Source organism: Lactiplantibacillus dongliensis (genome assembly GCF_005405105.1).
In the GTDB taxonomy this organism is placed as follows: Bacteria; Bacillota; Bacilli; order Lactobacillales; family Lactobacillaceae; genus Lactiplantibacillus; species Lactiplantibacillus dongliensis.
Window position 1 is genome coordinate 146,475 of the sequence record NZ_BJDK01000004.1, and the last position, 14,873, is coordinate 161,347.

12 protein-coding genes and 1 other RNA gene are annotated in these 14,873 nt (G+C 43.6%); 4 read left to right on the plus strand and 9 right to left on the minus strand.

Translation table 11 applies throughout. From position 1 onward, the window contains the following. Positions 1-229: 229 nt before the first annotated feature. The 3 genes from FFM80_RS02155 to FFM80_RS02165 form a co-directional block, all read right to left on the minus strand. The gene (locus FFM80_RS02155; RefSeq protein ID WP_137639313.1) at positions 230-1,411 is read right to left on the minus strand and encodes a class I SAM-dependent methyltransferase; all 1,182 of its coding nucleotides are present in this window, start codon (positions 1,409-1,411) and stop codon (positions 230-232) included. A 455-nt stretch (positions 1,412-1,866) separates the two neighbouring features. Continuing rightward, complete coding sequence (locus tag FFM80_RS02160; protein WP_137639314.1) at positions 1,867-3,384, minus strand: sensor histidine kinase; 1,518 nt, start codon at positions 3,382-3,384, stop codon at positions 1,867-1,869. Next, positions 3,381-4,109 (minus strand): response regulator transcription factor, encoded by a 729-nt coding sequence (locus tag FFM80_RS02165; RefSeq protein WP_137639315.1) that lies wholly within the window; start codon positions 4,107-4,109, stop codon positions 3,381-3,383. The genes FFM80_RS02160 and FFM80_RS02165 overlap by 4 nt, the downstream gene beginning before the upstream one ends. A gap of 331 nt (positions 4,110-4,440) precedes the next feature. On the opposite strand from FFM80_RS02165, the gene FFM80_RS02170 reads away from it, so the two are divergent. Beyond that, a complete protein-coding gene (locus FFM80_RS02170; RefSeq protein WP_137639316.1) occupies positions 4,441-5,073 on the plus strand; it encodes a pentapeptide repeat-containing protein in 633 nt (210 codons plus the stop codon). 64 nt (positions 5,074-5,137) lie between these two features. Here FFM80_RS02170 and FFM80_RS02175 read toward each other — a convergent pair whose 3' ends face one another. Both FFM80_RS02175 and FFM80_RS02180 read right to left on the minus strand, forming a co-directional pair. Next, entirely contained in the window at positions 5,138-6,481 is a 1,344-nt protein-coding gene (locus tag FFM80_RS02175) for a PFL family protein (protein WP_137639317.1), read from the minus strand. Between the two features lie 8 nt (positions 6,482-6,489). After that, the gene (locus FFM80_RS02180; RefSeq protein WP_137639318.1) at positions 6,490-6,759 is read right to left on the minus strand and encodes an ACT domain-containing protein; all 270 of its coding nucleotides are present in this window, start codon (positions 6,757-6,759) and stop codon (positions 6,490-6,492) included. A 272-nt stretch (positions 6,760-7,031) separates the two neighbouring features. On the opposite strand from FFM80_RS02180, the gene FFM80_RS02185 reads away from it, so the two are divergent. Next, the gene (locus FFM80_RS02185; RefSeq protein WP_137639319.1) at positions 7,032-7,961 is read left to right on the plus strand and encodes a DMT family transporter; all 930 of its coding nucleotides are present in this window, start codon (positions 7,032-7,034) and stop codon (positions 7,959-7,961) included. Positions 7,962-8,031: 70 nt separating this feature from the next. Continuing rightward, positions 8,032-8,400, plus strand: a transfer-messenger RNA (tmRNA) gene (gene ssrA / locus FFM80_RS02190). Between the two features lie 111 nt (positions 8,401-8,511). On the opposite strand, the gene FFM80_RS02195 is transcribed toward ssrA, so the two are convergent. Together FFM80_RS02195 and FFM80_RS02200 are read right to left on the minus strand one after the other, a co-directional pair. Beyond that, positions 8,512-9,069, minus strand: coding sequence for an ECF transporter S component (locus FFM80_RS02195; protein ID WP_137639320.1), 558 nt, complete (start codon positions 9,067-9,069; stop codon positions 8,512-8,514). Positions 9,070-9,241: 172 nt separating this feature from the next. Next, on the minus strand, positions 9,242-10,777 hold the full coding sequence (locus FFM80_RS02200) for an FAD-dependent oxidoreductase (protein WP_137639321.1): 1,536 nt from the start codon (positions 10,775-10,777) through the stop codon (positions 9,242-9,244). A gap of 204 nt (positions 10,778-10,981) precedes the next feature. Here FFM80_RS02200 and FFM80_RS02205 point away from each other — a divergent pair, with 204 nt between their 5' ends. After that, entirely contained in the window at positions 10,982-11,869 is an 888-nt protein-coding gene (locus FFM80_RS02205) for a LysR family transcriptional regulator (protein WP_171001015.1), read from the plus strand. 271 nt (positions 11,870-12,140) lie between these two features. Here the strand turns inward: FFM80_RS02205 and FFM80_RS02210 are convergent, their stop codons facing one another. Both FFM80_RS02210 and FFM80_RS02215 read right to left on the minus strand, forming a co-directional pair. Then, positions 12,141-12,461, minus strand: a complete 321-nt coding sequence (locus tag FFM80_RS02210) for a hypothetical protein (protein WP_137639323.1) — start codon at positions 12,459-12,461, stop codon at positions 12,141-12,143. Between the two features lie 307 nt (positions 12,462-12,768). Continuing rightward, entirely contained in the window at positions 12,769-14,511 is a 1,743-nt protein-coding gene (locus tag FFM80_RS02215) for an aryl-sulfate sulfotransferase (protein WP_137639324.1), read from the minus strand. Positions 14,512-14,873: the final 362 nt, after the last annotated feature.

The following is a 14,873-nucleotide window of genomic DNA, read 5'->3' on the forward strand; positions in this document are numbered from 1 at the left end:
ATCCTCATTTCTCTATTTTCTCTGTCTGCCTAATGACAAAAAACAATTTTAACAGGAAAGTAAACGTTTTACCAGCACTAAACTGCGGTTACCAGCGCGATATTAAGATAGTTGTATTTTCATGAATCCGTTTTCTTAGTGATAGGGACCGTTTTCAATTTATGAAAACGGTCCCTGAATGAAGCGTAAAAATTTTTTTAATTTAAACTTTTATGGCTAAAAACTAGCTTTATTTGTCTAAGGCCAAAACCAAGACTTTCAAATAGTTGCTAGCAACATAAGCCTTACGCGTGACAAAGTCCGTTGGCAAACGGAACGTTTCAGTCACCGTATAAGTCCGATCACTACCAATAAAGGCATCGTCGACAGCTTCATGGAATTTCTTCAAGGAGAAGTTGTTCGCCGTCGTAGCAACCACTAATTGACCTTCACGCCGAACCGTTGGTAACGCTTGTGCCAATAAATCGGTTAAGTCAGTCGCCACTTGGAATTTCTGCTTCTTAACCCGGGCAAACGTTGGCGCCGTTACAACAACCACGTCATAACTCAAATGATGCTTGGCCGTATAATCCAAATAGTTAGTGACTTCAATTGCCCGAATTTCGTGCTTATCCGGATCGATGTTGTTCATCGCTAATTGATCAGCGGTAGCGGCAGCACCCTTTTTATTGGTTTCAATTGAGATCGTTTTAGCTGCCCCGGCCACGGCAGCGGCAGCGGTAATCCCGTTTTCTTGACTAAACAAGTTCAAAACGGTCTTCCCTTGTAACTCAGCACTCGCTAACCATTGACGGATTGGCCGCATATCAAGTAACAACCCAGTCGTCAAATCATCTTGCAAGTGTACCGGATACGTCACATCGCCTTCAGTGACCAATAATGGTTCTGGCGCTTCAGTGCCAGTCACAAGTTGACTCTTTAAGTTTGCTTCTTCAACGTTAAACCGTAGCTTTGCATAAATGCCCTTAAATTGATGATCAGTAGCGGTTTCAAAAGCCGCATAGATCATTTCGCGTTGTTGATAGACGCCTTCAGCGTACCAAGTAAAGACGTAATAATCGTCATAACGATCGATGGTGACCCCACCTAAACCGTCACCAGCTGCGTTGAAGACCCGTTGTGGCATGCTAGGATTCATCGTCGTTTCACGCCGGACTAACGCTTGTTTGAATAACTTACGGAAATAATCAGTCGTTGGCGTTTGGGTTTCGTCTAAACTCAATACCCAACCTAATTGTCGCCGATGCTTGGCGATTAACGCGTAGCCCATAAATTGAGAACTCGCCATTAAGGCCACAAATGAGCCGTCCGTTAGCTTCATGCTAGGATCTTTTAAGTCATCTTGGACTAACAACGGATAGCCATCTTTAACTTTTCGTTGGGAATTACCAGTAATTTGTACTCTTTGCATAAATTTGTTTCTCCTATTCGTTCAGTTCTTATCTAAAGTAGCGGTAAATCGCTGTTCACAGCCGTTCTAAGTGTAACATATCTCGCTGGTTGACCGTTAGTCGTTAGTTACTACTGCAGTGAGTTGGGTTAAGCGGTCACGCTGGTCAGGCCAGCATCAGTGTTAATCGATTGCCGATTGGTGAACCGTTCCAGCCGTATATTTAGTTGAGCGATTGGTTGCCAAAATACTCAGCTGGTCGCCCTTTTAACGCCTAATCGGTTGCCGGTAAAAAGCCGCTTCCATATTCTAGACCAATTAAAAAGAGAGTGGCCTTAACGACAACTCTCTTCATTAAATAGGACCATTGGATTGAAAAGCGTCCACAGGAAAAATAAGCTTTCATTAACTAAACGGTCTACCTAAACTTAACCCAATTTAGCTAGATTAATCAGGGACAGTCTTCCAGTTCAAACCTAATCTTCAATAATTGGTTTATCAAAGTCCTTATCCGGGAAAGTGACCGTAAAGCGCGTGCCTTGGTTCGGTTCACTCTCAACTTCAATCGAGCCCCCATGTTGCTGGACCAATTGATGGGAAATCGCCAAGCCTAACCCTGATTCGCCATACTTCGTGTTCTTCCGGGATGGATCAGCCTTATAGTAACGTTCCCAGATATTCTTGACTTGATCTGGCGTCATGCCAATCCCGTGATCTTGCACCGTAATAACTGCCGCATGTTCACTACGACTAGCTGTGACTTCGATTGACCCTTTTTGTGAGAATTGAATCGCATTTTGCATAATATTGAATAAGACTTGTACAAAGCGATCGTAGTCGGCCCACACCGGTAAATCATCCGGCGTCGTCAACTCAAAGTGATCACCAGCGGCAGCCGCTTTCTTTGTGAGTTGTTCAACTAAGTTATGCAGTACTTCCGCACCGTCAAAATTGGTCTTGTTCAGCCCAATTTGACCCGTCCGAATTTTTTCATAGTCCAGATTCTCATTGACCAGTCGAATCAAGCGCTTCGTTTCATTTTGCATCAGTTCAATCGAATGGGCCTTATCTTCTTCCGGAATGGCATCATAAGCCAAGCCTTCCAAAATTCCATTGATTGTTGTGAGTGGTGTCCGCATTTCGTGCGCAGCATCGGCCATGAATTCACGCCGTCGTTTTTCTTGCCGCTTGATCTCATCATCCGAAGCCCGCAATGAACTGACCATGCCGTTGAAGTCATCGGCTAAATCATCAATTTCATCTTTATGATGACTCTCAACTTGAATATCAAAGTCCCCACTTGCAACTGAATGCGTGGCGTACCGCAGCCGATTGATACGTCGAACTGAGTAGCGCGCTAGAATAAAGCTTAATAAGAGTGCCGCAATCCCCGAAACAAGCAAGGCAATAAAGAGATTATTCTCAATCTGTTGCTCGTTAGCTTGCAAAGTCTGTTCAAACGACCCAATCGAAATCGCCCCGACAAACTTCTGCGTCTGGCCGCTCTTATAAAACAACGGGACTAACACATCAATCGTCCGCAATGACGGCTTGTTAACCGGTCGATCATGATTACGCGACTTAAACGTGACGTGCGGCGACTTAGTAATGGTCTTATTTTGCTTTAGCTTTTTCCAATCACCCGCGGAGATACTTGGTGCATAAAACGAGCCGGTTGGCATATTACTCAAGCCCAAGCTATTCGGATAAACGACTTTCTTGTTAGCATCATAGACTGAAAAATGAATATGCTGATCCCGCAAAATCGCCGTGCCATCATTTAAGAACTGCTGATTAAACCCCACGACTTTGTGTGTCCGGGTATTATAGCGAATCGCTTCTTTTTCAATACTCGTCGCATACTGTTGTAACTGTTGCCACGAATTTTGATAGATCATCGTCTTGGTCGTGCGGATAAAGGCAAAACCCAATACCACAATCACCGTAATAATGACCGCAAAAAACGATAGCATCTGCTGATAGATCAGTTTCATTGAGCATTCACTCCACTATCATCGAACTTGTAGCCGACCCCCCAAACGGTTTGGATAATTTGTGGACCGGCTTTTTCAATTTTTTGCCGTAACTTCTTAATATGCGCATCAACGGTCCGTTCATCACCATAGTATTCATAATCCCAGACCAGTTGTAATAGCTGTTCACGGGAGAAGACTTGGCGGGGCTTTTGCGCCAACGTCTTCAATAAATCAAATTCCTTTGGCGTTAAATCTTCAATTTGTTTGCCGCCCAGATAAGCTTCACGAGTCTTGGTGTTCAACTTAAAATGATCCGTCTGCACATCAAAATCGCTGACTGCATCGGTGGCCGGCTTAGCTGGGGCTACCTTGCTTAAGTCTGCCCGCCGATGTAACGCCTTGATCCGAGCAATCAAGGTAATCGGTGAGAACGGCTTCGTCACATAATCATCGGCCCCCATCTCCAAGCCCAACACTTGATCACTTTCAGAGTCGCGCGCCGTTAACATGATAATTGGTACAGTTGGTGATGCTTTGCGAATATCTGCACTAACTTGCATGCCATCTTTACCTGGCAAGTTCAAGTCTAGCGTAACCATATCCCAACCATCAACATCTTCATTGAACATCGTGACCGCTTCATTACCGTCATAGGCGAAATGGGCGTCCCACTTTTCTTTCTTAAAGAACATCGCCATCATCTCTGAGACGGATTTATTATCTTCAATCATTAATAATTTCATTTATCAATTTCCTCCAAGTTTATCGTTTACTCTGATAAATCTGTCTGGACGGTTCGCTAATTCACAAATCGCCGGTTAATCTAGTTATAATCATACCCCACTTCAGGCTAATTATCAGTCCTAGTATATCAACAATTTGGTAACATGCCGTGGCTGATTTGTGAAAAAAGTATGGCGACAATGCGTTGATAATCCTACTTTTAAATCATTATGTTAATCTTGATATGCTTAGTACTAATTGGATTAAATTACCACTCCGGTTGGGGTAGCAATTTTAACTAGCACCAACGCAACGTGTCTTGATATACTTAGATAGACAAGGGGGACTTTCATGCAAACACCCAAAATCGACCAGAATCAGTTATCACCACTAGCTTTTCAAACGATCTACACTGATGACGATCAACTACTCTTACACGGACAGCTCAGCGACGAAACCGTAACTAAACAAACATTAGAACACCCAATTTTTGAACAATGTGTCTTTGAAAATATGACACTAACGGACAATAACTTTTTTCGTGCCGAGGTCAATGATGTCATCTTTAAGAATTGTGACCTCTCTAACTGTCAGTTCGAAAAAGCGGGGTTTTATCGCGTCCAACTGATTAACTGTAAGCTCGTAGGCACAACTTTTGATAAAGCCTTCATTAAAGAAGTTCAATTCGATCAGTGCAATCTGAACTTGGCAAACCTCAATGAAGCCAAACTAACCAAGGTCACCTTTCAAGCCAGTCGCTTAACTGAAATCAATTGTATGGAAACAACGTTAAAGCAAGTCAAATTCACACAATCCGACCTCAATAACGCCGATCTGACCAATACCAATTTGCATCGGCTAGATCTCTCAACTTGCCAATTCAAGGCAATCCGGGTGCAACCGTTTGATATTCGGGGTTGCCGTGTGAATGCCGAACAGGCGCTCTATTTTGCAAATCAATTCTTAGAACTCCGAATTGACTAATAAAAGCCGCTCGACTAATTGGTCGGGCGACTCTTTTAGATTACCGAATCATGTGACGCTAACCTTAATTCTTAAACGAATGAATCGGCGCTGGAATATGACCACCTCGCTGGATAAATGCTTGGGGCTGACTCGGATTAATCGCCATCACTGGAGCGCGACCGAACAAGCCGCCGAATTTAACACTGTCACCAACTTGTTTACCGGTTGCCGGAATCACCCGAACCGCCGTTGTCTTATTATTGATCATCCCAATCGCGGCTTCATCGGCAATCATACCGCTGATCGACGCCGCGGTCGTATCACCAGGGACGGCGATCATATCTAACCCCACGGAGCAAACTGCCGTCATTGCTTCGAGCTTTTCAACTCCCAGCCGGCCCGCTTCAACCGCACGAATCATTTCAGCGTCTTCAGAAACCGGAATAAAGGCGCCCGACAGCCCGCCAACATGCTCACAAGCCATCACGCCACCCTTTTTAACAGCATCATTGAGTAAAGCTAATGCGGCAGTTGTTCCTGGGGCCCCAACGCTCTCTAACCCAATCTCTTCTAAAATCTCAGCTACCGAATCGCCTTCATTGGGAGTTGGCGCCAAAGATAAGTCAACAATCCCAAATGGCACGCCTAGTCGTTCCGCAGCAATCGAGCCAACTAGCTGACCCATCCGCGTCACTTTAAAAGCGGTCTTTTTAATCTGTTCCGAAACAATATCAATCGATTGGCCGCGGACTTGTTCCAACGCCCGCTTGACAACTCCCGGACCACTAATTCCAACATTGATCACCCGATCGGCTTCACCGACCCCATGAAAGGCGCCAGCCATAAACGGATTATCATCCACGGCATTCGCAAAGACGACCAAGCTCATGCAATTCACGGGATCAGTTGCCGCAATCTGCTTAATAATACGGCCCATTTCACCGACCGCGTCTAAGTTAATCCCCGCCCGTGTCGAGCCAATATTAACCGAGCTACAGACACGTTTCGTTTCTGCTAGGGCTTGCGGGATCGACGCAATTAACTTCCGATCACCACTCTGGTAACCCTTTTGCACTAGTGCCGAAAAGCCACCAATTAAATCCACGCCGAGATTTTCTGCCGCTCGCTCCATCGTCTGGGCATAAGCCACGTAGTCCTGATCGCCACTAGCAGCCGCAATTAATGCAATCGGGGTGACAGCGATGCGTTTGTTAATAATCGGCACGCCGTACTCAGTCTGAATCTGATTAGCAACGGTCACTAAATCTTTGGCACTAGTCGTAATTTTATCGTAGATTTTTTGCCGCGCTTTAACCCCATCGCTGTCGATACAGTCGAATAACGAGATTCCCATCGTAATCGTCCGAATATCCAGATTCTCTTCAGCTACCATTTGAATTGTTTCTAAGATTGCTTTGGCTTCCATGGCGTCACCTACAACTTCTGAATCGCGTCAAAAAGTTCCTGACGCTGAATATGAATCGTTAACCCCGTCTGTTGTCCGAGCTGATCCAGCGCTGTTTTAGCCGCTGCAAAGCTCAATTGCGTTGCGTCCCACTCGCCGGATAACATCATCGTAAAGTTATGCGCCATCAACGTTTGGGAAATATCAACAATATTGATTTTTAATGTCGCCAGCTTAGTCGCAACCGTCGCAACAATCCCGACTTGATCTTGACCAACCACCGTAATAATTGCTTTCATCAGGAACCCTCCAGATTAAAATTTAATAAGAAGCTTGTTTTGCTAATCATAGCATGTTGGTTAGGTGAAAGTACACTGTTTTCAAATGGCATTTTACTTGCTAGGGGGATCAGTTATCTAAACCGCTTACAATTATAATCCCATGAATAATCACTGAAATCACCGCGGTCAATGGTCGGCTTTTGCTATAATAAGCCTCGCTGCATTAATTTCGTTCGACATAAGGGGTTGGGTATAAAGATGAACTTCATTACCAATGGGACGTGGCAAAAATGACGCGTCAACATCATTTAAAGGGCGTTTTGCTTGCGAGTATCGCCTGTATTTTGTGGGGTATTTCCGGGGTCGCCGCTAGTACCATCTTCCAATTGAATAGCCAAATCACGGCACTCTGGTTAACCCAAGTCCGGATGATCAGCGCCGGGATAATCCTCCTAGTCATGGGCCAAGTGATGGGGGTCAAGCCGACTAAGATTTGGCGTAACCGCCAAGATAGCCTGCGATTAGTCAGTTACGGGCTACTGGGGCTCGTGCCGGTCCAGCTCTGCTACTTTGAGGCCGTTAAATATGGTAACGCCCCGATTGCAACCATTATTCAATTTCTCGGACCTTTTATTATTAGCATTTATTTCTTCTTATTTAAGCACGTCACGCCACAGCGTTCCGAAGCCATTGGCATGATCATGGCCTTTATTGGCACCTTACTTATCGTGACACATGGCCATCTGACCAGCTTAGCCATTTCACCGGTCGTCCTCTTTTGGGGCGGCCTATCAGCTATCGGCGTGGCCACAAATACTTTGATTCCACGCCCGTTATTGCAAAAGTACGGCTCAATGACAATAACGGGCTGGGGGCTCTTGGTGGCCGGTGTCTGTTTAACCATTTTCAAACCGCTCTGGCAAGTTCACGTGCAGTTGACTGGCATGGAAATTAGCCTGTTACTGGTAATTATTATTTTGGGAACCGTCTTTCCATTCTTAATGTTTGCCAATAGTTTGAGCTACATCTTACCCACTACTGCCAGCTTGCTCGACGCCTTTGAACCGTTGGCCGCGACTATCTTTTCAATTACTTTTTTAAACGTACAACTAACCGGGTTTGATTTATTCGGCGGTAGCTTGATTATTCTAGCTGTCATGGCATTATCACTAAATGTTCGCAAGATGATGAGGTTACTGCATCGCCGACGGACTGACTAAAAGCCAGGCCCATAAACATATTAGTTGGCAGAATGGTAACGCTATGCTAAACTATGTTTGTATCGAATTTGGGGATGTTCTGGATTCGACAGGTATAGTTTGAGTTCGGATTGCGCTTCGTGGTTGCGCCACGTAAAACCGCTCAGTTTATTTATAACTGCAAAAAATAATAACAATTCTTACGCTTTAGCTGCCTAAAAAGCGCTTAACGTAGATCCTCCTAAGATCGTCCATGTCTTAGATCTGGGTCCTAAATTTAGTGGACTTACGCTCAATGCTTCCACCTGGAGCAACGAGAAGAGACTAATCAGGTTAGTCATTGCTGGGTGCCCTGACATACGGCGTTTGTAATGGCGAACTTCAAATAGTATGAATATGAACGTAGATATCCGAAGGGCAATATGCTTGGACGCGAGTTCGACTCTCGCCATCTCCATCAGTTACCACAACGACCACTTACCAGAGGTGGTCGTTTTTTTTATACCAAAAAAGCGCTAGCCACTAAGACTAACGCCGTTAACAGTCCTTGATTTTCAATTAAAAATTAAACTTACGGATTAAAACGTTGGCGACTAAAACCTAACTTCACTAGCAACATGTATACAATTGGCACAATTAAGAAGCTGGCCACTGCATTGATTAACGCGGCTAATAAACTAGTAAAAGCCCCAATAACCGCCACTTTTAACGTCGTTCCTACCATCAAAGCTTCGATAATCCCAGTCCCCCAAGACGTGATCAGCTTGATGATACCAGCCGCCATTGACACGATGAACAACTTCGTTAAATGGTCTTCATCATAATCCAACATCCGAAAGACCGCACTGACGACGGCAGCTAAAATAATAGCTTCAATCACCGTTAACCACGCTGTCGCAGCATAGCCGTTTAAAATATCGAACAGTCCCAAGCCAATCGCCCCAGCTGCGGCACCGTAACCGAAGCCTAAGTACATGACGGCTAAGATCGTCAACGTATTGCCAAAATGAATAAACGGCCGTCCAACTACCGCTGGCAACGGAATCCGCAACGCGCTGATTCCTACAAAAATAATTGCTGCAAATAGGCCTGCAAAAACTAACTTACGTAACTGATAATTCTTCCCCATAGTGTGCACCACTTTCCCTTTTTGTTAACTATCATAACACCCCAAATTCATCGTCAATCCCCGTTGACTAATATGTTACCATTTAACGGGTCCTTTCGACTACTAAAATTGTGTACAAAAAAAGTTATGATTTGTCATCAATTTAACGAATCATAACTTAATTGTTAGCTATTTAATTTTCAGCAGCTTGTTGACCGGCTAACCGTCCAAAAGTCTGCGCATGACTAGCAGCCAATCCCGGGACCCGATCTGGATAACTACCAAAGAAGAAGCCACCGCTATCATTACCAGCAGCATATAAATGTTTAATTGGGTCATAGGCCGCATTCATAACTTCCATCTTTTTATTGACACGTAAGCCATCTGAAGTACATAAGATACGGCCACCCAAAATACAACCATAGTACGGTTTCTTGTCGACTGGTGTTAACCGATAAGCTTCTTTACCGAAATCTTTATCAATATTAGCCTTAACTAACTCGTTGTTACGGGCAACTGTTTTCTTCAAAGCATCAACTGGTAAGTGTAACTTTTCAGCAAGTTCTTCAATCGTATCTGCCTTAACAACTAACCCTTTATCCACGTATTGCTGTGTATCGGCTTCTAGCTTTTCAGCACTGGCCATATAACCTGGGAAACCAACTCGAGCACAACCAAGTGTATGGAATTGCTTAGCATATTCACCATAATTATCATCCCAAATCATCGCGTATTGATAGCCCGGCTGTTTGCTGGCCGCATTCACAATAAACTGATATGGCACCGATTCATTGGCGAACCGTTCACCACGTAAATTGACTTTTAATAGTGGATGACTGCCAAGCCACAACCAGTCTTGATAAGTCGCTGTTTGGACATACATCTCATCAGTTTTAGTCCCGACCGGCACCAAGCCACGATCAAAAATACATTCCGCTGGTTCTTCGTCTTTAATCGCACCGACATTCAAAGCTGAGGTAATCCCGGCCCCGTTATTGCGGGGACTATCATTATAAACGTTCTTCTTTAAAGCTAATGGATTCCATTGTTTTAACAAGTCTTTATTTGCTGAATAACCACCTGTACAGAGAATAACGCCTTTAGGTGCATTAATTTGTAAATACTCGCCAGTTTGCACATTTTTAACAACAGCCCCAGTTACCATATCATCAGTCTTTACTAAGTCAACTAATGCCGTATTGAATTGCAAATCAACACCTAATTCAGCGATTTTTTCTTGGAACCAATCACCATAGGAAGCAAATGTCTGATCATCAATGGTGGGATCATTTTCAGTTGGAAAGCCTTCATAAGCGCTACTTGTCACCATCGCATCTGGTTCCGAACGCAGATGGGCACCGTGTGGCTTTAAAATATTGTCCTCAACCCAGTTAACAGCCTCAGCACTATGATTAGCCCAATGATAAATTAAGCCTTCATCAACATTATGTTGCGCAAAAGCTGCCAAATATTCGACTAAATCATGTTTATTAATCGTTAGGCCCGCCCGCTTTTGAGCATTGGTCCCGACGCCGCCTAATCCTAACCTTAATAAATTAATGCTGGCTTCTTTTTCAACAATCATCACTTTAGCGTGCTTTTCAGCGGCCGCAGCAGCCGCCATCATCCCGGCATTGCCTGCACCGACCACTAAAACATCGGTATCAATCACCTTTTTTATATCTGCTTGAGTGAATTTATTATGGTCAACATTCCACTGATTTTTCATTTTAATTGCCTCCATCTTGTGAACATACAATTAACATCGCAAATACCTCAAATTGACTTTCAAGGCCTCAATAGCAGTTGCTGCTGACTAGCAGTATTACTGTTATCGCTTACATTGTTCATGTTATCACGATATTCACAACCGGTGAAACGCAAAAATGTTATTATTAATAAGCAATCCTTATTAATAATTGAGGTGAATTTTATGAATATTGATCATTTAAAGATTTTCATTAACCTAACTCAAACGCTGAACTTCTCACAAACTGCTAAAACGATGAACATTTCTCAATCCGCTGTTTCACAAGCTATTAAATCCGTTGAAAATGAACTCGGCTTTGATCTATTTAAACGTACTAAACGCCAAGTGAACTTAACTAAGGGCGGTGAAGCCTTCAGCAAGCGAATGACGATTATACTTGCTAACTTTGATAAAGCAGTTATCGACAGCCGTGAGATTTCACAACGTGAACGTAGTGCCCTGACAATTGGAACAACCGGGACAACTTTTGAAGCCCATTTATTACCACTCATCATCCGAGAATTTCGGTTAAACTATCCAGATGTCAAAATCTATCTTGAATATTTTAGTCACAACCAACTGAAACAGCATCTACTTAATCAAGAATGTGACCTTATCTTTACAACCGCTGACGATATTCAAGCTGAACGAGCATTTAATTTCACGCCATTAGTCACCGGCTATTTTTGCGCTTTAGTCCCAAAGACGAATCCACTAAGTCATCAGTCTCGCTTAACCCTCAAAGACTTTGAACAGCAAAACTTGATTTTATTAAATGATGATTGGTGCCCACCACAGCAGTTAAAACTACAAACCACCATCAAAACGACCTGTACAACGCTAGAAACAACCTATGTTGATAATGTGGCGGTGGCAAACACGATGGTAGAAGCGGGCCTGGGGATTACCGTCATGCCCAACTTTATCAATTGCTCTAGCAAGAATCTATTTACTGCTATCCCATTAGCCTATAACGCTACCTTAGCCTACGGGACTGCCACCTTAACGCCAACCACAACGGCAACACATTTTATTAAACAACTAACAGCTTTCGATGGTTGGTCAAAGTAAAGCTTAGTGCTAGTTGGATTAAGTTACCACCGTAGTTGGGCCACCATTTTAGCAGCCAACTGGCAAGCGGAGCAGAGTGACAAACACCACCCAACTAATACTAAGTGTCATTAGTTACCTTGGCAGTATTTCCAGTTTATGCCTAAACAGCCTGTCACCACTAACCAAAACAGGGACTCAGCAATTAAACATTCTGAATCCCTGTTTGCTTCTGGATAATTGAAACTTGCATCAATTAGGTTGTGACTGTAACTAGCTCAAACTTTCATTGCTAAGATTCAGAAACCGGCAGCCCCACCAACGACCCTGACTGTAACCGATGGGCGTGAATCGATTGGACCACGGCCAATAAATCATAGCCAGCGCGCGGTAAGTCATATTGATGACAAAACAAATAATAGCCCAGATCAACCGCAATCTGATAAGCCACAACATCGACATCGTCGGTTTGATGCAATTGTAACCGCGCTCGGCGGACTAACCGGCTGAGCCGGCCGTCAGCTTGAATGGCCGGATTAGCCGCTGCTAAAATAAGTTGCGCCTGTAATTGGGCCCGTTGTCGTTGTTTAAAAGCTAGCCGTTTTGTCACCATCTCACTCAACCCCTATCTATCTAATCGGCCTTATCATAAAAGAACCACCCCGGATTATCAACCTAATGCACCTCATTAAATCCGCGTCACACCGGCTTTAAATCCAATTACAATTTTATTTATCAACAGCTAAATGAGTAAACGATTTAGCGGCCGTTATTCTAAGCTGATTACAGCAGGTTAACAAAAATGCCCGTCATTTTCAGGTTTATTTTAAATACAAAAATTTATATTAGTCATCGTGCGGCCAATTTCACCGCTAACAAAAAACCAGCTTGAAATTAAACTTCAAGCTGGCACTCATTTCTTATTTTGTCGCGTCAAAAACGTAAGCTGAATCGTAGAACGGCATTCGATATGCGCGGTAGACATAAGCTTTGGAAGCGGCGTTTTTAATCGTCATATTCCAAACTTGCTGACCTTGCTTCGATACTTCAATCACATTACTTTGTTTGCCGGTATCTTTAAAACCAAAATCAACTAAGGTATTCCCATTGGACTGGCGTTCGGCATAACCAATGACATCCGTAAAGTTAGCTTTGCCTAGCGACTTACCCCAAGCCCAAGTCTGATCAATCGTCATTTTCTTTGTATCGATATGATATTGAACCGCTTGTGAATACTTACCAGAGGTTGTCTTGTCCCCATTAGTCACGTTGGTATTATTGTCGTACAAGAGCACATCTTCACTAGCTGGATTGTTGTGTTCATCTTTCAACAAGTACAACGCATGCTGACCACCCGTAATCGTGGTCCCCTTGGTTGGCGTCAAGATCAGATCTCGATAAGCTTTAGGCCACGTTGCCTGCTTTTTACCACTGTAAATCCACTTAATCTTGTTCGTCTTATAATCCAACTTCATGATCATGTCTTGGTTCCGACCCGAAATCAGGATACTATCATCATTCTTATCGTAATCGATGGCATTTTGATGGAACCAATCAATCTTCCCATCAGCGCCCTTCTTGTAGTTGTGCCACATTGACTTCGGCAACAGCTTCTTCAAATCGATCACTTTAACGATTTTCCCAGTCTGGTGTGAAATCTCCACCATCGTATCTTCTTTGTACTTCGACCCATCCGAAACCGTCGCTAACAAATTGTGGTTAGGTAGTTCAATAATGTCATGATGAATCAAGGTTGAATAACTGACCGTGTTCTTCTTGTTCGCCACGGCTGCCGAGCCAGTGGAAGAGTCTGATGACCCGGTCTTGCTGGAGAAGCTATATTCATGATAAACACGGCCCAACAAATCAATTTCAGTTAAATCATTATAGACTTGCGAACTGTTATTTTTCTTCGTCAACGTCATAATATGCCCGTTCGACCACTGTTCAAAGATATGCTGCGAATAGTTGGTTGAATACCAACGTACAGCGCCGTCAGCATCGACGGCCATGGGTTCTTTAGTCGTCCGATTGAGTAAGGTTAACTTGTTGTCACCAATCGACATTTTAGACTTATCAACATTCTTAACCGTTACGGTCGCATTCCTCACATATTTCGGTAAGGCACCGGTTTGTAAGGTCACCTGCTGGGTCGTTGTCTGACCATTTTTCGTGGTGACTTTAAGGTTAACCTTGTTATTGTAATTGGCGTACAAGCCGACCACGGGTACTTGGTGCGTGGTGGTATACCCACCATGCACGGTGTTCGTTAGTGACGTCCCACTCGTCTTGCCCATGACGGTATAAGTAACTTTAGCCGCCGTCTTGGTCTTAAACGTCACCAGTGCAGACAAAGGTGACGTTTTGTACGGATTGATCTTGATATATGGGTTGCTTACCGTATACTGACTGCTTTTAGCAGCTGCTCGATACGTCTTCGTTAGGCTCGCCTGCCGATCTTCACGGGTACTGATCAACCGACTATCCAAGTTCTTCTTAATTTGACTAGTTGACAACGGAACGCTGCTACTAGACTGATGACTGGTGCTGCTGGCAGTCGAACTCGTTGATGACTTCGGCGAACAGCCCGCAACCACCAAAGCTAGCACGGCCACAGTAGTCATGACTGCGGCACGGCGGTGTTGTTGTTTCACTACATCCATCTCCTTAAAAATAGTTACAATAACGTGTTCCCAGTTAATTCTATTAACTAACTATGAAAAATTATTGAAGAATTTATAATAGAAATGTAGCAAAAAAGCGACGAAACTGCGACGGCCATTTTAACAAATGAGCCGAATCGCTTAGTTTCGCCGTCCTGACAACTTTCCGTACCTACTGCTAGGCACCGAAAAATTGATATTTAATTGGACTGCTTTTAACAATTTTATTTATTTTAGCACCTTGATGATTTTTTGACCAGTATTTCGCATAAAACGCAGATTTTACTAGGGTCTGTTCCTAAACATTGATTTCTGGTATACTCCATCAAAAACGGATTGGGGTACATCATGACTATACCAAA